This is a genomic window from Proteiniphilum acetatigenes DSM 18083, from assembly GCF_000380985.1.
GTDB classification, from domain to species: Bacteria; Bacteroidota; Bacteroidia; order Bacteroidales; family Dysgonomonadaceae; genus Proteiniphilum; species Proteiniphilum acetatigenes.
Genome location: NZ_KB905704.1, coordinates 1 through 22,619 on the forward strand (window position 1 = coordinate 1; position 22,619 = coordinate 22,619).

The following is a 22,619-nucleotide window of genomic DNA, read 5'->3' on the forward strand; positions in this document are numbered from 1 at the left end:
AATCGCAGGCAAGGGACGTAGCAAAGCTATCGTTCAACTTTAATGCGTCTCTTACCTCAATAAACCTGGCAAAGGTGCTGGCAAAGGAGAAAGGCATCCCCTTTTCGATGGCATCATGTAAAACAATGATACACAATGCCTACCTGCTTGAGCGATTTATTTGCGTGTCCGGCATTAAACCGAACAGAAGATTAAATGATAAACTTGTTAAAGAACTCGTGGAGTTTGCAGCCATTGCTGCATGACTCATATAGTAAATTTTTAACGGACTATTGATATACAGTGTCGGAAGGAATTATAATATACGATGCTTCAAAGATAAATCTATAATGAAACGATTATTTGCCGCTTAGTTAGAGATGTTGTTTTAGGGAATGCAAAGGAATTTCACCTCTTATTATTTGGTAATTATATTTTTTTTATTTTCCTTTGTTTTGATAAATTTAATTATAGAACATAAAATAAACGCTAAAATCATTTGCCTATAAGTCTTCTTTACTCAATTGACATTACATAACAATTAAGAAGTAAAGCAATGGACACTTTCTGCACGATGACCGATGAGGAATTGGTCGTTTCGTATGCCGACGGCAATGATTCTGCGTTTGATCTGCTCCTTAGCCGGCATAAACAATCTCTTTACACTTACATCTTCTATACTCTTCGTGATCAGGGATTGGCCGAAGATATCTTCCAGGAGACTTTCATCAAAGCCATTACCACTATCAGACAAGGGCGATACACCGAAACAGGCAAATTTAAAGCATGGCTTACTCGTATTGCACATAATCTGATAATCGATTATTTCCGTCAGAGAAAGAATGAAAATACTATCTCTAATGATGACTATGAGATCGATCTGTTGAACAACCCTTCCCTGTGTGATGATACTGTAGAGATGAAAATGGTGAAAATACAGGTGCTCAATGATGTGAAGAAACTGATCGACTTTTTACCTGATGAACAACGTGAAGTGCTGGAGATGCGATATTACGGGAATTTAAGTTTCAAGGAGATTGCTGATATCACCGGGGTGAGTATCAATACTGCTCTTGGTCGCATGCGTTATGCCATTCTCAACATGCGTAAACTGGTAACTGATCACAAGATGATCTTAACGATCAACTGAGATCACTTATCTTCTATCTTCCTGGTCTGAAGAGTAGCTCCAGTTTAGGTTGAGGGCGCATTTTACCGGAGAACATATCGCGCATCCATATCATACCGGCTTCCACACCCATGGTGGGTTTGAACCAGTGCTCCACAGAACCCCCGTAGTAAGGAGTGTTCATCATCGGTAACATCGGCATGTCTGACTTGTTACTGTTTTGTAATACAGGCATCCCTCCATAAGCGTTGAGATACCAGTCATCGTTAAGCCGGTAGCGACCGTGAAGGTCGATCATTACAGCCGATTGGTTGAGAGAGAAATCATTTCTAGCCGTCTTCATATAGGTCAACCCTCCATCGAACATCAGGTTACGATTCACCTGGTAGCTGGCATCAATTCCTGCATTCCAGAGAGGCATCACATCGAAATTGGAGTTATAGCCACCGCTGACGCCCATCGTCAACGCAGGATTGATCGCATAGCGGGCCCCTGCATCCAATATATAGTAATAGCCTTTACCAAAAAAAGGAGTCTCCACCATACCGATGGTAGCCGATGAATGTAATAGCAGGTTGGAAGTTGGCATTGTGGTGGCAATAGCCGTGCGACTCTTACTATTGATGAAATCGGATGCGGCTCCGTGCCAGTGAATCGGAGGGAAGTTAGTCTCTTTATCCGAATGTTGTGGTTCCAGGGTGAACCGTTGGTAAGGAGTAAATTGCGGCAGAAGATTTTCTGCCGGATTCAGTCGGGGTAATCTTAACGGAAGCTGGCCGGATCTGAGAGAGTCGGCCTGTTTTGGCAATCCACCGACGATTCCGGTTTTCAGGTCCAGACTATCCTGCTTCACCGGGATATCCTGCGCAAAACTTTTCGTCTGAACGAAGAAAATGATTATCAGAAACGGAATATAAAAATGTTTCATATAGCTTGCGGAGTTAAGAGTTATCCTGTTGGAACAAAGATAGTAAAAATTTCAGGAAATCTTATTTTCAAATTTATCTCTATTCTTAATTTATTATTCAAATAAATATATTCCGAGTGCTATTGCGTAATATGTAAACAATCACTGCTTCTCATTTGTTGTATACGATCGGTTATCAATTTCTTTACTACATTGGGTATCTCATATGTCATTAATTAATTGAATGAATTAATACAATTTTATTTGGTGATCAGTGCTTTTTTATTTTCCTTTGTTATTGAAAAATAATAAATACTAAAATACTAAAAGCATTTTTCTAATGCTCTTTTTTTACAGGATATTAATTCTATAATGAAGTGCTAAATAAGGCTTGCATTTAAAAATGGTTCTTTGTCCAGGAAAAACACAGAGACTCCTTTGACAGTTAGCCATCTTTTTAATTTACGGACATGAAGAAAATCGGGATAATTTTTTTTCTTTTCTTTCATTTATTCTATTCGTGTGAATATGATAAAGATTTCATATATACGAATGAAATAACACCACCGGAAGATGACTTTAAAGTGGAGATAAATCTTTCCGATGTTAAACCAAACAGCACTCTATTTATTTACCAATACACCAAGGTCTCATTTGCCATTGACACAAAAGGACATGAAGTGCTCAATCAAACAATTACTATTGATGCCGATGCTTACATAGACAATAATAGTATTTATTTATATCCTTTAAACGATAATTCTGTCCGAAAACTGGTGTTCGATATAGAATTAAAAACCAATACAGGAAGTATTGCGGAGAAATTAGGTTATGAAAAGTATGTGGGCAGGTATGAATATGATGTGAAATTTGTCAAACTGGAAGAAGATTTTACTATCGACTTTCAGGGAGGGGTTTCAGACGAGGGATATTTACAATTACAGTGGAATGAGCCTGAATTTGACAATGCGACGTTTCAAAAATATGAACTTACTTTCTTCAATAGTATTACTGATAAGCAAGAAACTTATATTATCACTGATCCGAAGCAAACTGGTTTTATTGATAAAAATTATGTTTGGGGCTATCGTGCCTATCAACTTACCGTGCATTATAAGAATAATGATGTGAATTATACATCAGCGAGGGAGAGCTATTTTACGCCTGCTTATTATGGTTCAGGTGGTGCGACAAAATTTAGTTATCAATATATTGACCATGAATGGATGAATGTCTCCTGGGAATATACCGGTTATAAGTGTAAATATTTGCTGGAAGTTGATGGAGATGGTACAAAAATAGAATGTGATGAAAATAAAAGGAATGCAAAGATACAACGTTTCAGATTCCCAATAGATCCGCAAAGATTCAAGCTTTACGTCATACCTTATCATCTTCCGTATGAAGAATATAAGAAATGTCCCTTTATCGCTGCTGATTATAAATCGGAGGATGAACGTTACGTGGTGATTAAACCGCCTATGGCGTGGAATCTGGAGAGAGATGAGTACTATTTCATGGAAGACGGTCTGTTGAATATCTATTCTGTCTCCAATTTCAAGAAGAAAAGGGATTTATTGCTAAGACCTGTTTATACGCTTGATCCCTCCGACCGTATTATCTTATCAACCACCCCTCTGACTTCACAAATTGCAATTTATAAACATACATATGGAGCCCCCCGTCCATTTTATGAAATTTATATCTACAATGTGAATAACTTTGAGGATCCGCTTCCTGTGAAAATCTTAAATCCATGGGAGGTCAATATTTTTATTGCGGACAATTCCCGCTTATTTTTTAGAGATGGCGTGATAGATGACAATGGATACTATTTATATTCGTCTCTTTTTGTAGCTGATTCCAAAACAGGAGAAATAGTAGCAGAAAAAAAGATGGTAGAGGGATATGCCAAGATTGTAGGATCATATGATGGGAAATATATATGTGAATATTATGAAGATGGTTATCGCATATATAAATTTGAAAATGACGTTTTTATTCCACTCTATTCTTATCATAATACGGAGTATTCATATGAGGTTTGTCAGTTTAGTTACACCAATCCAAACGAGTTGATTTTAAGTGGAGGGAACGAGACTGTTGTGTTTGATGTGAGTACATTGAGGGAAAAATACAAAGTAGGTGGTCTGTTTATTGTTCAGGATCCCATAACAGGGAACTATGCCTGTCTGGATGAATTCCATAATGAAAACTCTCTTCTCGCTATTTATGATAATACTTTTGACAGAATATTGACAAGAATACCCTTCAGTCAATATAAATACCCTCATTATTTTATGAAGAACAGGTTGATTATCTATGGAGCAGGGTATGGTGCGGCACTGGATTTAACTGATTATATCAAATAGGGATGAAAATAGATTATTTAATTCTGTGCACAATCTTCTTATTCTTCGCTGCCTGCGAATATGATAGGGACGATGTATATTATGTGGATGTTCCGAAACCGGATGACAAGGAGATCATACTTAATCTGGCTGATTTCCCTTCCGGTGCCACTCTCTATATTTACAAGAAAACAAAATTACATTATCAACTTTCCTTACCGGAAGGGCAAGTATTAAAAAAACGGTTCAGTCTGAGTGGTGAAGAAATATATCCGATGGATGGTTATTTCGAATTCGTACCAACCGGCAATGTCCGGACTACAAAAAAACTGACAGTTGATATAGAAGTGGATCCTCATTCTGAGAGTATTGCCGGTAAGCTGGGATTTGAAAACTATATAGGTAAATTTGAATATACGTTAGTTTTTATTCCTGATGCGGTGCTGCATCTCAACAATATTGTCCATCATAGAAATAAGGATGATTATTTTGAACTGACCTGGGACAAACCGGAGCTGGAACAATATACCGTAGATAAATACAGGATAACCTATTATCACAATAACAAAACGTATGTAAAGGAGATTACCGACCCTCATGAAACAGGTTTTGTAGACAGTTTAGCCGTGTTCGGTGCGTTATATTACAGGATAGAAACATTCTTTAAAGAAGCTATAAGGGAACCTTGGGTAGATGTATATACAACGGTAATTGAATTTCCAAAAAATTCTATCCGGTTTGAATATACCGGAGTCAATTCAGGAAAAATATCATGGCCGAAGAACGAATATAAGTCCAGATATGCTTTTGCAACCGGTTACTACGGCGATATAGTATACGAGGGGGAGGAAAATTATTTCGAGATCGATGACCTGATAGAGTTTACGCGGGATAAAAACAATCTGTTCCCTTTTTCGCAAGGTGTCCTGTATGAATTGTACGTTGTGCCTTTCGATACGAAGAGTATTAGTAAAGATGGGGCTTGGCCTATTCATTATGATGTGCTCTATTCTCCCAGTCTGATTACCATTGAAGACGGTTATTTGGATTTTCAAATTTGTACGGATACGCCAACGAATAGATTATTTGTCAGGAACGGGTATAACTTTTGGATTTATGATAAGGATGATTTAAAATTGTTAGACCAGGGAATCGTAGATGCGTTATCCATTTCATGGAATGGTCGGATTTTTTGCTCTGAGAAATCCTCATTGATAGTCATTCCCTCGAGTGGATGTATCGAGTTAGTCAGCTATGATCTTAAAAACTATGAGAAGCTACAATTCGATAGGGAAGAAGAACTTACTTATCATGAAGCTTTCTTAGGTACCAATGATGTGGTATTTATCAAAACCTATATGGATGTGGTGGATAGACTCCCGGGAGGGATCGAAGCGTTCGAGGGAAAACTGTTCGCGTATAGTCTGGAGACACGTGAACTGATTGATTATCTTATTCTCCCCAACAAGAATGATCATGTTGCCGTTTCGAGAGATGGTAAATATGTGGCAATTTATTATAATTCCCATATAAAGAATGATGTTTCCGTGTATGAGTTTGGTGAAAACGGATTTTCATTGGTATACCAGGAAGATTTTCCGGTATACGGTCAAAGAGAAGATCCTAAGCGCATCAATTTTAATGAAAAAGAAACCAACCTGATGATTATCACTTTTGAAGAAGCCGGAGGACAAACCTATGTGGTGAATTTAAATGACGGTACGAAGAGTCAGAAAAGAACGGGTTTATATGTCGGTTCAGATCCATATACCGGTAACATCGTGACAGCTAATGGCTATTATTGTTCGATACATGATCAGACATTTACCAAAGAGCTTTTCGCACAGGAACGGACATATGTCAACTACCTTTTTAATAACTATTTCTTTACAACTGCCCATGGGGGAGTCTCCAAACTTCATTATTTAGATATCACTAATTATTTAGAAAAATGAGAAAATATATCTTCTTGACTATTGCGTTATTCTGTAGTGGATTATTACAGGCGCAACTTACCGTGGGTTATTCCGGCGGGTACTCCTCTTATGATACGGAAGCCATGAGAAGCATGATGAGAAGTATACAGGGAGGACCTCCCGCATCTATTATCGGTGCGAAAAATGTAGATAATTTTCCGGCACAAAATATAATTCATGTTATTGATATTGGTTATTTATTTCAACAACATGAATTTGGATTAAAGGGGGGCGGATACCACTCTACAGGTGGAAAACTGTCTCTCAAAGATTATTCGGGAGAATATGCTAATAGGTTTATTGTGAATGGTGTCAGAGCCGGAGTGTATTATAAATATTACTTCTTTACCTATGAGAACAGGCGGGGGAGGGAGCTCTTCTCTTTCTTTGGGGAGATATCTCCCGGTATATTTATGACTCAATTTAAAAACCGGGGATTTTTTATAGTGAATGATGAGGAACTGGATCGTTTTGATAAGATGTTTAATACATCCAGTTTTTCTCTTTTGAGCCAGATAGGAACTAAATATTACATTGCTGAAAATATAAATATACATATTTCCATGGGTTATGATTTGGTTTCTAAGGCCGAATGGGAAGAATCTGCTTATAATTCCGCTTCGATCAATTGGAGTGGAGTAAGATTTACAGGGGGAGTAGGATTTTCTTTTTAGGAACAGCTCTATGGATGAAATCATTGCCTTATTCCGGACGGGGTATTTAATAGGAGAAAAAGGCTATCGGGTAATTTAAATGGTAAACCCTTTGCTGTGATGAAACAAAAAAAGCCGGCTTTACAACCGGCTTTTTTGTATATGGTAGGAGTTCAAATCGTTCTGTACTGAACGGTGCAGAAACTGAAAATGTGTTCAATTGCCTGAGAAAATCTCAAACTCTGCAGAAACTGAAACTGGCTTAGAAAGTCAATTTTATGATTTCTACAGGGGTTTATACTTCAGAATGCGGATACTTCAAAAAACGTCTGAAACGGTGTTTGAAGCCGTTAAAGCTGTTCAGAGAAGTCTTGTATATCATTCAATTCGATAACATTAAATCGTTTGATACATAATTTTTCCGGATTGTGAAGCAGAATCAGTCATACGAATGTAATCATGTATTTCAACCCTCGAATTCTTACCGTCGGATTTTTTCCGGTTTGGAAAAGGCCGATGTAGTAAAAAATCAATGTTTGAGACCGGATTTTCATCCCTATTCCCGGAACTTACAAACTCTTGCATCTGTTTCCGGCGAGTTGGCTTGCCCGTGAAGGTTTACCTTTCAACCAAAATAGAATACAAAAGCAGTCACAAATTCTGCCTATGCCTGAAGATGTATCATTCGTCCGAGTCGGTCGCTATTTTGCAACCACTTCCTTAAATATACAGATAAACTGCTATCAAGGGGGATCGCATAACGAAAAACTTATGGTTCATCCGATAGAAACATTCAATGTTTCACACTTCATGAACAAAGAGAAAAACAAACGGATTTGCCGATCTCTTGAATGAAACTCTTCCCGTTGTGTACAAAATGTCAATGAACTCCTATGTATGTCTTGTGTACGAAACTCGTACTTTTTATCTCTCATTGTTGTTCTGCAAATATAACATACCGGTCAAATAAATTGCAAATATTTTTGGTCGTTTTTATGAACAATTTCTCAACAGGTTATCAACAAGTTATTAACAGTGGTGTGCTGGATTGACAAAGAGTGGAAAAGTGGGAGAGTGGGGAGGTGAAAAGGTTGATGGGCTGACTTGATGATCCCGACAAGTCGGTAACTTGTTCCGATTTTTGGGGAAGTAGGTAACTGGTAATTTAAATCAATGGTGTGCAGAAGTGAACTGCAATCCAACGATCGAAATAATTAGCGTGCTAAGGAAAAATATTCTCCAGAAAGTGACCGGTTCCCTGAAAACCAGGATACCGAGAATAACCGTTCCTACAGCGCCGATGCCAGCCCAGACGGCATAGGCGGTTCCTGTCGGAATCGGGTGGGTGCCTCCCATCGATTTGAACAGTAAAAACATGCTTAGGCTCACGCAGATAAGAAATACCGCAAGCCACAGCCACATTTCTTTGCCTGATGTCTGTTGCATCTTTCCCAGGCTCATCGCAAAAATCGATTCGAAAACTCCTCCAATAATCAGGATTATCCAGTTAATATTCATTTTATACGACTATAATTATTTCTGCCCAAAGGTAGCAAAAAACTTTCGTCCATAATTGTTTATTGCATTCAAAATAACTATATACATTGCAGACATTTGGGATTATCGGCAATATACCGGAAAACTACTCAAACCGGATGGACTTGGCGGGAGTGATTCTGGCGACCAGATAGGAGGGACCGATCATCATCAGTAAGGAGACAACGAGCGTGCCGATATTAAGAAGAATAATATATAGCGGGTTGAGATCTACCGGTACTGCGGAGAGGTAATAGGTGGACGGATCAAGTGTTAGTACTTGAAATTCCTTCTGTACTATGCAGAAAATCAGAGCGATAATATTCCCCCATAACATCCCCTGTCCGATAAGAAAAGCAGAAAGGTAGAGAAAAACCTTGCGGATACTGAAATCCCTTGCTCCCATCGATTTCAACATGCCGATCATATTGGTACGTTCGAGGATGATGATAAGCAGGCCAGAGATCATGGTGAAGCCCGATACTACCAACATGAGAATGATAATAACCCACACATTCATGTCGAGCAGATCGAGCCAGTTGAATATCATGGGATTGATATCCTTGATGGAACGGGTGTAAAGGGCGTTGCCGAGGCGGTCTTTATAGGATGCCATATCGAAGAAAAGATCCTGTGCAATCCTGTCGAGATTATTGTAATCGCGTACCAGCACTTCTATCCCGCTCACCATGTCGGTATCCCATCCATTAAGGGAAGAAAGCACATCATTCCCGACAATGACATAGAGCTTGTCGTAATCTTCAAAATTGGTACTGTAAATACCGCTAATATGAAACCGACGGGCACGGACAGGCTCCTGTACGAAATAACAGGTGAAACTGTCGCCCGTCTTGAGTCGTAGTTTGTCGGCAATCTCTTTTGAGATAATAGCCTGGTTATCCGTAACAGTATCACTAGATTGGAAGATAGTTCCCTCCAGTAAGTTTTTCCTGAAAAACTCCCAGTCATACTTTTCCGATACTCCTTTCAATACCACACCCATGAAATCATCGTCGGTCTTGATAATAGCCGGTTTGGTAATGAATTCCTGAAAGTGACGGATATCAGGGTTGGCAGTGAGTATGGACGCCAGTGTATCTGAGAATGCAATGGGGGAATGTTCATAGGACGAGTTGCTCTCAAAGGCGGTGATCTGGATATGGGAACCGAAACCCACCACCTTGGCACGTACCTCTTTTTTGAAGCCGACAATGATACATACTGCCACAATCATCACGGCCAGACCGAGCGCAATGCCGGCAATGGCAATTTTGATGGCAGGCGATGAGACCCGTTTATCGTTCTTTTTATCGCCTTTGTAAATCCGCCTCGCTATAAAGAGCTCCGCATTCATGTTTATGGGTATGTGGATATGCTTCAAGTGCTTTTTCCAGCACTATGAGCGCATTGTTTAGGTCGTCTTTATTGAGCACATAAGCGATACGAACTTCATTTCTACCCAACCCGGGAGTGACATAGAAGCCGGATGCGGGTGCCATGAAAATGGTCTGACCCTGATAGCGGAAATCGGAGAGGCACCAAGCACAGAAAGCATCGGCATCATCAAGAGGGAGCTTTGCCAGGGTATAGAATGCTCCTTGTGGCATGGGGGAATAGACTCCGGGAATATTGTTCAGCCGTTCTATAAGGAAATCGCGGCGGCTCTTGTACTCTTCGAAGTTATGCTGCATATATGCGCCATTTTCCTGTAACGATGCATTGGCGGCAATTTGTCCGATAAGGGGGGGGCTTAGACGTGCCTGGCAGAATTTCATCACTGTGTCGTGTACCTTCCGGTTTTTAGTGATGAGTGCACCGATACGGATACCACATTCACTATATCTTTTGGATACCGAATCGATCAGTACCACATTTTCTTCCACCTCTTTCAGGTGACAGGCAGAAATATAAGGTGTATCGTTATAGATGAATTCGCGGTACACCTCATCGGAAAAGAGGTAAAGATCATACTTTTTGACAAGTTGCCTTATCTGTTCCATTTCGTGGGGTGTGTAGACATAACCTGTGGGGTTATTGGGGTTGCAGATAAGGATCCCTTTGGTACGTTCATTGATCAGTTTTTCAAATTCCTCTACCGGGGGAAGGGCAAATCCTGATTCCATGGTCGAGGGTATAGTGCGGATGACAGCTCCTGCAGAGATGGCAAAAGCCATGTAATTGGCATAGGCCGGTTCGGGGACGATGATCTCGTCATCCGGGTTGAGACAGGCCATAAATGCATAGAGTACTGCTTCCGATCCGCCAGCTGTGACTATGATCTCTTCAGGAGTGAGGTCGATATTAAATTCTTTATAATAACGAACCAGGTTCTCCCGATAGAATCGGTATCCGTCGCTGGGACTGTATTCCAACGTAGTACGGTCGATACTGCGAATAGCATCCAATGCCGAGACGGGGGAAGGGAGATCGGGCTGGCCAATATTGAGATGATACACCTTTACTCCTTCTGCTTTAGCTGCATCGGAGAGCGGTGCCAGTTTTCGTATGGGTGAGGGGGGCATCTGTATGCCCCGCTGGGATATATGCGGCATAATATTCGCGTTACTTGTAACCTTTATAAATCTTTTTTCCTTATAACAGATATGGTGGCAAAGGTAATAAAAAAGTTGGAGTATACTCTATAAGGGAGTGATAAAGTGGAAAGGTGGAAAGGTTAGTGAAGAGTGAAAATGAAAAGTAGAAAGAACAAAGGGTGCTTTACAGACTTTTTGAATGATTAACACTTATATTATGGCCGGGTAAGCCATATAAAAAGGATTATACGTAAGTTTGTCCCTTGAAATTAAAAAAAGAGAAAAGAAAAATGACACGTAACACGATCTTAGTAGTGATTTTCGCACTTGCGGCCGGATTAGTCGCCTGTACGGGACAAAAAAGTGATCCGGATAAGTTCAGAAAAGGCTGGACCCTGGCATGGGAAGATAATTTTGATAGTAAAACAGGGCTGACTGCCTGGTCGAAAATATCCAGGGGCAAACAACATATGAGCCGCTATATGAGTGATAACGAAGCACTCTATGTACTGGAAGATGGACTTCTTGTTCTCCGGGGAGTAGAGAATGCCGGGAATAATGCGGAAATTCCATTTCTTACCGGAGGTATTACCCGGCAAGGGGTGAAAAAGAACAGTGTAAGCAGGGTTGAAGTAAGGGCTCGCATGAATCCGGTAGCGGGGGCTGTACCGTTTGTTTCATTACTCCCTTCGGATGGAACCGGGAATATCGCTATCGATATCATGGAGCGGTATGGTTATGACGAGTTCATCTACCAGTCAGTTACCTCACAATATACCACCACAGAGGGGATGCCGGATAATCCGCCTTCCAGCGCATTGGTCGGTGTAAATCCCAATCAATTCCATACCTATGGGGTGGAGACCTATCCTGACAGTGTTGTGTTTTTTGTGGATAATAACCGTACTAAAAAATACCCACGTATCTTGACTGATATCCCGGGACAGTTCCCGTTCAATGACATGGATCTTGATCTGTTTATTGGGATCCGGCTCAATAAAGATACTGACTCTACTGAATTACCTGTAGATATGTTTATCGACTGGGTACGCTATTACGAACCGGAAACGAATAATTAAAAAGTCGCTCTTCGGCTAGTTTTTCGTATTTGGTACCCTTCCGCCCATAATTGGCATACGGATAGATACTGATGCCTCCACGGGGAGTGAAGATACCTGTCACCTCAATATATTTGGGATCCATCAGCCGGATCAGGTCTTTCATGATGATGTTCACACAATCTTCATGAAAGGCTCCATGATTGCGAAAACTGAAAAGATAGAGCTTAAGGCTTTTGCTTTCCACCATCTTTATGTCGGGTATATAGTCGATGCGGATGGTAGCAAAATCGGGTTGGCCTGTGATAGGGCAGAGGCTGGTGAATTCCGGGCAGTCGAATGTAACCCAATAGTCGTTTCCCGGATGTTTATTGTCGAATGCTTCCAGCATCTCCGGTGCGTAATCTTGCTTGTATTCTGTTTTGCCACCCAGGTGGCTGAGTCCTTTGTGTTGCATAACCGTTGTTGTTTCTCGAAAAATCGAATATAATTTATAGGATTTAGGGTCGGCAGTGTATACCCGTCCAGTTAATTACAGACTGTTTTCCCGTTCTGCTAAATATTCCTGCAATCCCTTGTTCCGTAACCGGCAGGCGGGACAATGGCCGCATCCTTCGGCCAGAATTCCGTTATAGCAGGTAAGGGTTTCATTTTTTACAATATCGAAAACACCCAGTTCATCAGCCAATCGCCATACCTCTTTCTTATTGCGCCACATAAGCGGCGTATGGATCACAAACTGGTTATCCATCGCGAGGTTGAGTGTGGCATTGGCTGAGCGGATAAAAGTATCCCGACAATCTGGATAACCGCTGTAATCGGCTTCTGATACCCCTGTTACTAAATGTTTGACTCCCTGTGCGTAGGCGAGAGTTGCAGCAAAAGTAAGAAACAGCAGGTTTCTGCCCGGAACAAAAGTATTAGGGTAAGAGCCGGCCGGTTGCTCTTCATCCATCTGTACGGAGAAATCGGTCAGTGAATTCGGTGCCAATCGGGAGATGATACCCGCATCCAATACTTGAAACGGAGTGCCGGCCATTTCAGCGATCCGTCGTGCATTTTCAACTTCCTGAGAGTGACGCTGTCCGTAGGTGAAACAGAGCGCGTAGGTGCGTCTGAATTGTTGTTTTGCCCAATAGAGGCAGGTCGTGGAGTCCTGTCCGCCCGAGAAGAGCACAAGGGCATCCTGTTCTTGGTAATCTTTCATTGTTCTTTGTTTTTTATGTGGTACCTAAGCTACACAGAAAAGCGTTCGCTTTTCATTGCAAAGGTACGAACGTTTTCGTTAAGTAAGTGCAGAACAAATTTATTTGACTTTGTCTTTTTCCTTCGCACCTCACCAAAACTCAAACAAGTTTGTTTTTTGGGTACCATCAAATACATTCATTTCCTGTTTTACCCATGAAGGTTGATTTAACGATACTTTTTTACAGATAAGAGGTAAATCCCTGAACTACAATCTTAATAATTTTGTAACATTTTTGTAACTGCATTGTAACATCCATATCGTACTTTTGTGCAAAATATCCGAAGGAGGACAATTTTATTGATGCAACGATTATCTCAGCTTTTATTTCTGCTTGTTTTACTTATATCCTGTAACAACAATTCTGCCAATGTGGAAAAAGGTGGCTCAGGAATGTCTTTATCCGGTGCAGGTGCCACTTTTCCCTATCCTTATTACAATATTGTTTTTCGCGATTACATGCGATTGAACGGAGGTTTAAAGGTGAGCTATGGTGCCATTGGCAGCGGTGGAGGAATTCGCAGCCTGCGTGACCGCTCGGTGGACTTCGGTGCCAGCGACGCCTTTCTGAATAGTAAGGAAATCGCATCAATGAATGCGGAGGTGGTTCATATAGCAACCTGTATGGGCGGAGTAGTGATGGCTTATACCCTCGAAGGAGTGGATAGCCTCCGGTTGACAGGGCCTCTCGTTGCGGATATCTATTTGGGAAATATCAGAAAATGGAACGATCCGAAACTCCAGGCTATCAATCCGGATGTGCCATTACCTGATCTGGATATCACCCCGGTGTACCGGTCGGACGGTAGCGGGACGACTTATAATTTTTCGGAATACCTGTCCATGGTGAGCCCCGATTGGGATAGTGTGATGGGAAAAGGAAAGGCCCTGAAATGGGAGGCGGGTATTGCGGCAAAAGGAAATCCCGGGGTAGCCGGTATTGTGCAGCAGACTGAAGGAGCCATCGGATATATCGGTTCGGAATATGCACTCACACTGAAGCTTCCGGTAGCCAAACTCAGGAATAAAGCAGGAAATTATGTAGATGCTACGCTTGAAACCATCTCTGCAGCCGCCAACGTAACGTTGCCCGACGATATGCGGGCGACAATTATTGATTCGGACGATCCGGATGCTTATCCTATCAGCCTTTTTACATGGATACTTGTTTATAAAGATCAGCAGTATGGCAACCGCACAAAAAAAGAAGCGGAGGCGCTTGTAGACATGCTTGGTTATATAATCAGCGACGGTGGACAAAAGGTGGCGGCACAGATAAACTATGCGCCTCTTTCTGCTCAAGCGATAGAGAAGACAAAAAAACTGATCGGTGAGATCCATTATGGCGGGGAGTTAATCAATTGACAATTGACAATTGACAATTGACAATTGACAATTGATAATTGATAATTGATAATTGATAATTTGATGATTTAACGATTTGATGATTCAGGGAGAAATTGCCAATATTTAGTCGAAATCAGAAATAATAAAAAATAAGAGGCTGTTAATCAATTTGTAATTAGTAATTATTAATTAGTAATTATTAAATGAATGAAAGATAAATTATTCCGGATAGTACTTTTCTTAGCGGCGTTAGTAATCCTGTTGCTTGCGGCAGGAATTATTTATGCATTGGTGAGCCGTTCTGTAGAAGCTTTCGGTGAATATGGTATCTGGGGATTTGTAGCCAATGCTGAATGGGATCCCCGTTCGGCGACGGAAGAATATGGTGCGCTCTCTTTTATCATGGGAACGCTCTATACTGCGTTTTTTTCCCTTTTGCTTTGTATTCCCTTTGCACTGGCAGTAGCTCTGTTCAACGGTGAATATTTTAAGGGTACCAAACTATCCTCTTTTGTGAGTTCCATTGTGGATCTGCTGGCCGGTATTCCCTCTATTGTGTATGGTTTATGGGGATTCTATACCGTTCGTCCCATTATCATAGAGATAGGAGTCAATGCACAGGGATTCGGTATATTTCTCTCATCAGTCGTATTGGCGATCATGATCATTCCTTATGCTTCGTCACTAAGTGCTGAATTTCTGTCAATGGTTCCCAATAAGCTCAAAGAGGGGGCATATAGCCTTGGAGCCACACGGTTAGAGGTCGTGCAGCATATCAGTCTTCCTACCGCAGCATCGGGAATTGTAGCCTCCTTTATCCTGGCGTTGGGACGCGCCCTTGGTGAGACGATGGCGGTAACCATGCTGATTGGGAATACTAACAGGATACCGCAGGGATTGCGCGATACGGGAAATACCATGGCGAGTGTGATTGCCAACCAGTTTGGTGAAGCCGACGGGCTTAAACTAAGCGCATTGATCGCCATCGGCCTGTTGCTGTTTATTATTACGGCACTCATCAATTTGATAGCCAAAATGGTAATGAAAAAGTTAGCGAGGACATGAACCATCATAAAATAACACATACGGGATGGCGGAAAGGAAAGGATAAAACGACCTTTGTACTGGTTTGCCTTTTTTCACTGGTAGCCATGTTCCCTCTGTTCTTTATCTTGTGGGATGTGATCTCGAAAGGATATAAGAATTTCAATTTGCGTCTCTTCACCGAGGTGACCCCTTCGTCGATGGATGCCATGCTGGCACGGGTGAACGGCGAGCCTATTCCCGGTGGGATATTGAACGGGATCACAGGTACGGTGCTGATCGTGGGAATGGCCATCCTCTTTTCGGTATTCCTGGGATTGTTTATCGGGATTTATCTTGCCGACAACAGGGGAAAACGGTTTGCAGGGGTGGTGAGTTATCTGACCGACCTGCTGCAGGGAATGCCCTCCATCGTCATCGGAATAATTGCTTATGCATGGATAGTGAAGCCGCTGGGTGGTTATTCGGCCCTGGCCGGTAGTGTGGCGCTTACTATTATGATGCTGCCGATGATTGTACGTTCTACCGAAGAGACGCTGAAAATGTTACCTGTAGCCTATAAAGAGGCGGGACTTGCATTAGGATCGTCATACACCAGCGTGGTATTCAGGATATTAATCCCTTCCGGATTTGGAGGAATCTTTACCGGTATACTCCTTGCCGTATCACGTGTGATGGGAGAGACCGCTCCACTGATGCTTACCGCACTCGGAGCGTCTGTAGTGAACTGGAAAGTGATGGAACCCACCAGTGCAATTCCACTGCTGATCTGGGATTTCTACAACGACCCGAACTTAGTAGATTTGATCTGGTCATCGTCGCTCCTTTTATTGATCGTAATATTCCTGTTAAACTGGATAGCCAAAACTGTAGCACGTAAATGGAAAGTGTAAAAATAGCAAACGGAAAGACTCCTGTTCTTCAATTGAAAGAGGTGTCGGTCTCCTATTCACCCGGCAGTTTTGCCGTGAATAAAGTGTCGACCAATATCTATCCCAATACCATCACCGCCATCATGGGGCCGTCGGGCTGCGGAAAGAGTACGCTTCTGCGTGCCATTAACCGTATGCATGATCTTTATCCCCATATCAAAACCACGGGTGAGATCATACTGAAAGGAAAAAATGTACTGGCAATGGATCCTATGGAGGTACGCCGTATGGCGGGTATGGTGTTCCAACAGCCCAATCCTTTTCCTACGATGAGTATCTATGATAATGTGCTGGCCGGATACAAACTTAATGGCATCCGACTGAAAAAGCGGGAGAGAGACGAAATTGTAGAGCAAAGTCTGCAGAGTGTGGGACTGTGGGATGAAGTGAAGGACGTAATGACAAAAAGGGGATCTTTCCTCTCGGGAGGCCAGCAACAACGGCTTTGCATAGCCCGTGCGCTTGCTTTGAACCCTGAGGTATTACTGATGGATGAACCCACCTCGGCGCTCGATCCGATATCTACCAATAAGATTGAGGAGTTGCTGTTGCAACTGAAAAAGGATTTCACCATCATCATAGTGACCCATAATATGTCGCAGGCAGCACGTATATCGGATAATTCCATGTTCATGTATTTGGGTGAGCTCGTGGAACATGGAAATACCACACAGATGTTTACCAAACCACAGAACAAACGTACAGAAGAGTATCTGACCGGTGTTTTTGGGTAAGAGCACTTTAGTTAGATAATACGGGGTCAACCCCGAATATTGAAAACAACTAACGGAGTAAACGTTTACGTTGTGAGATAAAGAAAAATGAGTATTTTTGCCTGTTAGGAACAGGAGCATAGATTATCTTAAATAATGAGGGAACAATGAACAGCGGGAACGAAAAAGGTAATGCCCCATACGTGAGGGGAATCAAAGACAACTATATAGATCAGTTGCATGGTGATTTCCAGTTGATTTCGGAAATTGTACTGACACAGATAAAACTGGCTTCTGATCTGGTTCGGGATAATCGTAACAAAGAGATCATTCCCCAGTTGAAACGGAATGAGAAATTGATTAATTCGCTGGATGTCACTATCAAGGAAAAAGTGATTAACGCCATCATGCTTTTTACACCCCGGGCTTCTGATTTGCGCCGACTGATGGCCTATCACGATATGACTATTTCGATGGAGCGGGTGGGCGATCTGATCGAGAATATTGCTTTCGCATTGGAAGGAATAGATTTTTCGTTGGCTGGATTCGAGAAATATAAAAAACCTATCGATAAGATGTTTGTGCAGACAGACAAGATGCTGAAAAATGCACTTTTTGCCTTTACCGGTGTGAGCAATGAAATGGCGTACGATACCATACAGATGGACGATAAGGTAGATAAACTGGAACGGAAAATCGAACGTCAACTGGCGGAAGATTTCCAGAACGAAGTACAGAGTTCGCAGTCACTGGTAAATATTATGAACCTCAACAGTATCTCTTACTATCTGGAACGTATTGGTGATAAGGCGGTGGATATAGCTGAATCGGCTGTATATGTGATCGAGGGAAGAGATATCCGCCATGTGAAAGAATCCAAAAAACCGGTAGCCGGTGAAAAATCAGGAGATGAAGCAAGATGAAAGGTAGAATTTTAGTTGTTGACGACGAAAAGGATATCTGCGATATCCTGCAATTCAATCTGGAGAACGAGGGATATATCGTAGATGTAGCCCATTCAGGAGAGGACGCATTGGAGATGATCACCGATATACATGAGGTTATTATCCTCGATGTGATGATGGGTGGAATTTCCGGGTTTAAAGTGGCCGAAAAATTACGAAAGTCGGGAAATTTCGTGCCGATTATTTTCCTTACGGCCAAGAATACTGAGAACGATATGCTGACCGGCTTTTCATTAGGGGGAGATGATTATATAGCTAAACCATTCTCGGTGAAAGAAGTTCTTGTCCGTGTAAAAGCATTGCTCAAACGTAGTGCACTCACTAAAATGACGCCGGCCGAGCCTATACCGACCGACTGGAGCTATAAAGGATTAAATATTGATCTGCAGGGCAACCGTGTGACCATCGACGGAAATGAGGTATCACTCACTAAAAAAGAGTTTGAAATCCTTTCTCTGCTGGCACGGACATCGCCTAATTTGCTTACCCGCACGGAAATACTGAACAGCGTATGGGGTGAGAACGAGTTTGTGCTCGACCGTACTGTCGATGTGCATATCACTCGCCTGAGAAAGAAGCTGGGAGATTATGCAGGTATTATTGTAAATCGCTCCGGATTCGGTTATTATCTGAATATCGACGCTAAAGACGAAGACTAATTCAATGATTTGATAATTAACTGATGTGCTAATGTGCCAATATCAATTTGGACAATTGGTAATTGACAATTTGTCCTGGCTCTAAATTTTAGTCGTATGAGACGAAAAGTATCTTTTAAAACTCGTATCTTACTTAACTTCTCAGTGATCATAGGGCTTTTCACTGTGGGGATTATCCTGTTTGAACAGCAACAGTTCAAAAATGAACGTACACTCAGTCTGGAGCGTACACTTGAGAATAATGCCGATATTGTGTACCGGTATCTCAACGAGAATAGCATTGATTTGCAAAAGGAGCCGGAACGGGTGGGGGAACTGTTACGCTATATGCCCTCTGATGTGCGTTTTACCATTATAAACTGGGAGGGACGAGTACTCTACGACAACTTTTTGGATGTCCGTAAGATGGAGAACCATCTGAAACGTCCCGAAGTACAGAAATCGATTGGTTTTGGAAATGGGTCGAATATCCGTATATCGGATAGTGATAATATCAAATATCTCTATTATTCCAAAAAATACAATGAAGGTTATTTTATCCGGTTAGCGGTTCCGTATAATGTGCAACTGCAATCATTTATCAATTCCGGGAGTTCGTTTATCATATATATCCTTCTCTTTTTCGTGGTGTGTATACTGATGATGCTCTATTTCTCCAACCGATTTTCCAGATCGTTGAAAGAGTTAAGAGAATTTTCGTTGAACGTTAGAAATGATGTTAAGATACCGGCCAGTTTCGTTTTTGCCGATGATGAGGTGGGAGAGGTGAGTGCCGATATTGTGGAAAACTACAACCTGTTGCAGGAAAATCGACGTAAATTGGCGGCTGAGCGTGAGAAACTGCTGCAGCATTTTCAACTTTCTGAAGAGGGGATCGCCATTTTTTCAAAAGATCGGAGAGAGATCTATGCTAACTCCCATTTCCTGCAGTTCCTGAATATTATTCTCGACAATCCTACTCTGGAGCCCGAACTGCTTTTCGATGATCCTGTTTTTGGAGAGTTTGTCGATTTTATCAATGTACATCCGCGAGAGGGTAACATGTTCTCGAAACGGATTGAGAAAAGCGGCAGACAATTCAATGTGCGGATCATCATTTTCGAGGATGAGAGTTTTGAATTTTATATCAGTGATATTACCAAATCGGAAAAAACACGTCTGCTCAAGCAGGAAATGACCAATAATATCGCGCATGAGTTACGTACTCCGGTCACCAGTATCCGCGGTTATCTGGAGACTATTCTCAATCTCTATGATTATGATGAAGAAAACAGTGAACGTATTCGTGGATTTCTGGACAGGGCTTATACACAGACTATCCGCCTTTCGGAATTGATACAGGATATCAGTATGCTGACCAAGATCGAAGAGGCACCCGACCGGTTCGAACTGGAACAGGTGCGGATGAATGAGTTGTTGAACGAGTTGTCCAATGATCTGGCTGACAAGCTGAATGAGAATAAGGATAATTTCCTGGTGAATGTAAACGATAATGTGGTGATCTACGGTAGTCGTACGCTCCTCTATTCAATCTTCCGGAATCTGATCGAAAATGCCATCTCCTATGGTGGGGAAAATATCGATATCGTAGTGCGTTGCTATAACGAAAATGAGAATACTTACTTCTTTGAATTTTACGATACCGGTATCGGTGTTGATGAAAAACATCTTGTACGTATCTTTGAACGCTTTTACCGGGTGAACGAAGGGAGAACCCGTAAGACAGGTGGCTCGGGACTGGGACTCTCCGTCGTAAGGAATGCCGTCCTGTTCCATAAGGGAAGCATTGTAGCAAAAAATCGTCCCGAAGGAGGACTGCACTTCCTTATGACTTTTCCGAAATTCCTACAATAAACCCCAAAAGTTAGAAGAACTCTTGGGGTTTATTTCAATATTATTCCTGCTGTTTTGAATTAATAGCTGTTCGGGAATAATATGCTATCTTTAACACTGCATTATTGCTGTACAATTATTTTCAATTTAGTAGTTCTACCGTAGAGTTTCGTTACTCCTTCGTATACAAATCCCGGCAGGTTAGGACCTGTATAATGAGCAGAGGCTCCAGGAGTAGTACCTCCGGTGATTGGATCGGCTATCTTACAACCGTCATCGCTGGTTGCATCCGTATCGTCTGCGGCCTCAATAACTTTCATGATACCCAGTTTATCCTCTGATCCGTTAACTACCCGTCTGAAAGCAATGTATGTACCGGAGGTAATTTCCAGACTACAATTTCCGCTGGCTCCGGCATTAGTCCGCTGTCTCAATATTCTATTGGCATCATTGTTGACCATAGTAGGAGTAACATAACTATCCAAAGCAGATAAAGCTTCGAATGTTTCCCAGTTTCCGGTGGTTGTTTCAAAGAAATTATCCAGATCCAGGGTAGCAGCTTCTTCCTGGGAAAGGATTCTAAATCCGATAGCATTTTTTGTCATGCCGCCGAGCCAGTCCGTATCAACCTGTCGTCCTACCGGACCTCCACTTAAACGAGCAGCGCTAACGTATGCGAAGCCTCTGCTGCCAACCGGTACCCGATCGGAATTTCTCCAGATATTGACAAAAGCAAAGTCAATACTTCCGGAAGGAGCATCTACTGCTTCTTTCAGTGTCACTACATTTTTTATCTCATTACCTACCTGAATTCCTTCTATTGAGAACAGGTAAGGCTGTGTAGGGATTACTCCGGCGTTAGACATAATTTCCCATTCAGGAGCCATTTCAAAATCCTCAAATATAAGCGCCCTGCCTTCCGGTATACCGGTGATTGATTTGATGTCTGTATATGCTGTTGTTCTAAATCCCTCTTTATCGGTCACAACCACACTGATAGCATCTGCCCTTTCATCGTCCACCGTGATATCGAAACTGAAACTCTTCTCTGTTTCAGAGGAACCAACTTCAATTATCCCAGGCGTAGACAATTCCAGATAAGGAGTTTTTCTAACCAGTGCATAGGTAATGGATGCCAGATCTTCGGCAGATGAGGTGGCTCCTTCAATAGTTACCGACTCATTAAGTTCAAGCTGGTCGATTTCCGATGGGTTGAGTGTAACCCTTGGCGGTATTCCTTTGAGTTTTTCTACCACGATAGGAGTAATGGTTGTTTTTGTATAAATATCGGTAGCAAATATGCCTATCGCTGTTGTCGACGCATCGGAGAGAGATATATTCAGAGAGAAATCTAATTCATTCGGGAAACTATCGAGTATTTGAAAGACCCTGTTATTTCTGCTTATTTCTTCATATCCGACATCAGCATTGCCTTTGAGCAATGTAATATAGATGTCGCGTAATCCATTGCTGGATTCAATACTCCCAGTTACCATCTGGGTTTGTTGGAATAAGGCTTCTTCCAATGATGTGGGAGAGGTAATATTTACTACCGGTGGCGGATAAGCATTATCGTCGGTATAATCCACAGCGACCTCCCCATCGCTACAGGTGGCAAATATAGCCAGACTCAATGCCAATAGCGTATAAATTATCTGTTTACACCTTTTCATATTATGTTTGTTTTTTAATTGTTTATATTCTATTTTAATGCCTGGATAACCACGATCTGATCTGTATTATCCTATTGATAATCC

The 22,619-nt window shown here is 41.8% G+C and carries 19 protein-coding genes and 1 pseudogene; 13 read left to right on the plus strand and 7 right to left on the minus strand.

Annotation, left to right across the window (positions count from 1 at the left end; translation table 11 throughout):
• Together F597_RS0115780 and F597_RS0115785 are read left to right on the plus strand one after the other, a co-directional pair.
• Positions 1–245 (plus strand): annotated as a pseudogene (locus F597_RS0115780) (transposase); the annotation flags it as partial.
• 290 nt (positions 246–535) lie between these two features.
• A complete protein-coding gene (locus tag F597_RS0115785) occupies positions 536–1,129 on the plus strand; it encodes an RNA polymerase sigma factor (protein ID WP_026327527.1) in 594 nt (197 codons plus the stop codon).
• Between the two features lie 13 nt (positions 1,130–1,142).
• Here F597_RS0115785 and F597_RS0115790 read toward each other — a convergent pair whose 3' ends face one another.
• Complete coding sequence (locus F597_RS0115790) at positions 1,143–2,036, minus strand: hypothetical protein (RefSeq protein ID WP_019540729.1); 894 nt, start codon at positions 2,034–2,036, stop codon at positions 1,143–1,145.
• A 449-nt stretch (positions 2,037–2,485) separates the two neighbouring features.
• Here F597_RS0115790 and F597_RS0115795 point away from each other — a divergent pair, with 449 nt between their 5' ends.
• The 3 genes from F597_RS0115795 to F597_RS0115805 are packed head-to-tail and all read left to right on the plus strand — an operon-like array spanning position 2,486 to position 7,016.
• Positions 2,486–4,387 (plus strand): hypothetical protein, encoded by a 1,902-nt coding sequence (locus F597_RS0115795; RefSeq protein ID WP_019540730.1) that lies wholly within the window; start codon positions 2,486–2,488, stop codon positions 4,385–4,387.
• A 2-nt stretch (positions 4,388–4,389) separates the two neighbouring features.
• On the plus strand, positions 4,390–6,321 hold the full coding sequence (locus tag F597_RS0115800; RefSeq protein WP_019540731.1) for a hypothetical protein: 1,932 nt from the start codon (positions 4,390–4,392) through the stop codon (positions 6,319–6,321).
• Positions 6,318–7,016 carry a hypothetical protein gene (locus F597_RS0115805; RefSeq protein ID WP_019540732.1) on the plus strand — a complete coding sequence of 233 codons (699 nt, stop codon included), beginning with the start codon at positions 6,318–6,320 and terminating at the stop codon, positions 7,014–7,016. The genes F597_RS0115800 and F597_RS0115805 overlap by 4 nt, the downstream gene beginning before the upstream one ends.
• 1,149 nt (positions 7,017–8,165) lie before the next feature.
• Here F597_RS0115805 and F597_RS0115815 read toward each other — a convergent pair.
• From F597_RS0115815 to F597_RS0115825, 3 genes are all read right to left on the minus strand, one after another.
• The gene (locus F597_RS0115815; protein WP_026327528.1) at positions 8,166–8,507 is read right to left on the minus strand and encodes a DMT family transporter; all 342 of its coding nucleotides are present in this window, start codon (positions 8,505–8,507) and stop codon (positions 8,166–8,168) included.
• Between the two features lie 130 nt (positions 8,508–8,637).
• A complete protein-coding gene (locus F597_RS0115820) occupies positions 8,638–9,885 on the minus strand; it encodes an ABC transporter permease (protein WP_019540735.1) in 1,248 nt (415 codons plus the stop codon).
• Entirely contained in the window at positions 9,839–11,083 is a 1,245-nt protein-coding gene (locus F597_RS0115825; protein ID WP_019540736.1) for a pyridoxal phosphate-dependent aminotransferase, read from the minus strand. The genes F597_RS0115820 and F597_RS0115825 overlap by 47 nt, the downstream gene beginning before the upstream one ends.
• Positions 11,084–11,355: 272 nt before the next feature.
• On the opposite strand from F597_RS0115825, the gene F597_RS0115830 reads away from it, so the two are divergent.
• Entirely contained in the window at positions 11,356–12,144 is a 789-nt protein-coding gene (locus F597_RS0115830; RefSeq protein WP_026327529.1) for a glycoside hydrolase family 16 protein, read from the plus strand.
• Here F597_RS0115830 and queF read toward each other — a convergent pair.
• Both queF and queC read right to left on the minus strand, forming a co-directional pair.
• Positions 12,101–12,580: a preQ(1) synthase gene (gene queF, locus F597_RS0115835; RefSeq protein ID WP_019540738.1), complete on the minus strand. Its 480-nt coding sequence runs from the start codon at positions 12,578–12,580 to the stop codon at positions 12,101–12,103. The genes F597_RS0115830 and queF overlap by 44 nt on opposite strands.
• Before the next feature lie 75 nt (positions 12,581–12,655).
• Entirely contained in the window at positions 12,656–13,330 is a 675-nt protein-coding gene (queC, locus tag F597_RS0115840; RefSeq protein ID WP_019540739.1) for a 7-cyano-7-deazaguanine synthase QueC, read from the minus strand.
• Between the two features lie 342 nt (positions 13,331–13,672).
• Between queC and pstS the strand changes: the two genes are divergently transcribed.
• The 7 genes from pstS to phoR all read left to right on the plus strand — a co-directional run bounded on the left by pstS (position 13,673) and on the right by phoR (position 20,883).
• The gene (gene pstS / locus F597_RS0115845; RefSeq protein ID WP_026327530.1) at positions 13,673–14,734 is read left to right on the plus strand and encodes a phosphate ABC transporter substrate-binding protein PstS; all 1,062 of its coding nucleotides are present in this window, start codon (positions 13,673–13,675) and stop codon (positions 14,732–14,734) included.
• A 189-nt stretch (positions 14,735–14,923) separates the two neighbouring features.
• Complete coding sequence (gene pstC, locus F597_RS0115850) at positions 14,924–15,781, plus strand: phosphate ABC transporter permease subunit PstC (RefSeq protein ID WP_019540741.1); 858 nt, start codon at positions 14,924–14,926, stop codon at positions 15,779–15,781.
• Complete coding sequence (gene pstA, locus F597_RS0115855; RefSeq protein ID WP_019540742.1) at positions 15,778–16,653, plus strand: phosphate ABC transporter permease PstA; 876 nt, start codon at positions 15,778–15,780, stop codon at positions 16,651–16,653. The genes pstC and pstA overlap by 4 nt, the downstream gene beginning before the upstream one ends.
• Positions 16,641–17,426, plus strand: coding sequence for a phosphate ABC transporter ATP-binding protein PstB (pstB, locus tag F597_RS0115860; RefSeq protein ID WP_019540743.1), 786 nt, complete (start codon positions 16,641–16,643; stop codon positions 17,424–17,426). The genes pstA and pstB overlap by 13 nt, the downstream gene beginning before the upstream one ends.
• 146 nt (positions 17,427–17,572) lie before the next feature.
• Entirely contained in the window at positions 17,573–18,328 is a 756-nt protein-coding gene (locus F597_RS0115865; RefSeq protein WP_019540744.1) for a phosphate signaling complex PhoU family protein, read from the plus strand.
• Complete coding sequence (phoB, locus tag F597_RS0115870) at positions 18,325–19,029, plus strand: two-component system response regulator PhoB (protein ID WP_019540745.1); 705 nt, start codon at positions 18,325–18,327, stop codon at positions 19,027–19,029. The genes F597_RS0115865 and phoB overlap by 4 nt, the downstream gene beginning before the upstream one ends.
• A gap of 96 nt (positions 19,030–19,125) precedes the next feature.
• Complete coding sequence (gene phoR, locus F597_RS0115875) at positions 19,126–20,883, plus strand: ATP-binding protein (RefSeq protein WP_026327531.1); 1,758 nt, start codon at positions 19,126–19,128, stop codon at positions 20,881–20,883.
• Positions 20,884–20,984: 101 nt separating this feature from the next.
• On the opposite strand, the gene F597_RS0115880 is transcribed toward phoR, so the two are convergent.
• On the minus strand, positions 20,985–22,535 hold the full coding sequence (locus F597_RS0115880; RefSeq protein WP_019540748.1) for a hypothetical protein: 1,551 nt from the start codon (positions 22,533–22,535) through the stop codon (positions 20,985–20,987).
• Positions 22,536–22,619: the final 84 nt, after the last annotated feature.

Coding starts and splice junctions, on each gene's coding strand:
- F597_RS0115795 (WP_019540730.1), top strand. CDS start 2,486: ATGAAGAAAATCGGGATAATTTTTTTTCTTTTCTTTCATTTATTCTAT.
- F597_RS0115805 (WP_019540732.1), top strand. CDS start 6,318: ATGAGAAAATATATCTTCTTGACTATTGCGTTATTCTGTAGTGGATTA.
- F597_RS0115880 (WP_019540748.1), bottom strand. CDS start 22,535: ATGAAAAGGTGTAAACAGATAATTTATACGCTATTGGCATTGAGTCTG.
- phoR (WP_026327531.1), top strand. CDS start 19,126: ATGAGACGAAAAGTATCTTTTAAAACTCGTATCTTACTTAACTTCTCA.
- pstB (WP_019540743.1), top strand. CDS start 16,641: ATGGAAAGTGTAAAAATAGCAAACGGAAAGACTCCTGTTCTTCAATTG.
- F597_RS0115790 (WP_019540729.1), bottom strand. CDS start 2,036: ATGAAACATTTTTATATTCCGTTTCTGATAATCATTTTCTTCGTTCAG.
- pstA (WP_019540742.1), top strand. CDS start 15,778: ATGAACCATCATAAAATAACACATACGGGATGGCGGAAAGGAAAGGAT.
- queF (WP_019540738.1), bottom strand. CDS start 12,580: ATGCAACACAAAGGACTCAGCCACCTGGGTGGCAAAACAGAATACAAG.
- phoB (WP_019540745.1), top strand. CDS start 18,325: ATGAAAGGTAGAATTTTAGTTGTTGACGACGAAAAGGATATCTGCGAT.
- F597_RS0115800 (WP_019540731.1), top strand. CDS start 4,390: ATGAAAATAGATTATTTAATTCTGTGCACAATCTTCTTATTCTTCGCT.
- F597_RS0115825 (WP_019540736.1), bottom strand. CDS start 11,083: ATGCCGCATATATCCCAGCGGGGCATACAGATGCCCCCCTCACCCATA.
- F597_RS0115820 (WP_019540735.1), bottom strand. CDS start 9,885: ATGAATGCGGAGCTCTTTATAGCGAGGCGGATTTACAAAGGCGATAAA.
- pstS (WP_026327530.1), top strand. CDS start 13,673: ATGCAACGATTATCTCAGCTTTTATTTCTGCTTGTTTTACTTATATCC.
- pstC (WP_019540741.1), top strand. CDS start 14,924: ATGAAAGATAAATTATTCCGGATAGTACTTTTCTTAGCGGCGTTAGTA.
- F597_RS0115785 (WP_026327527.1), top strand. CDS start 536: ATGGACACTTTCTGCACGATGACCGATGAGGAATTGGTCGTTTCGTAT.
- F597_RS0115830 (WP_026327529.1), top strand. CDS start 11,356: ATGACACGTAACACGATCTTAGTAGTGATTTTCGCACTTGCGGCCGGA.
- F597_RS0115865 (WP_019540744.1), top strand. CDS start 17,573: ATGAACAGCGGGAACGAAAAAGGTAATGCCCCATACGTGAGGGGAATC.
- queC (WP_019540739.1), bottom strand. CDS start 13,330: ATGAAAGATTACCAAGAACAGGATGCCCTTGTGCTCTTCTCGGGCGGA.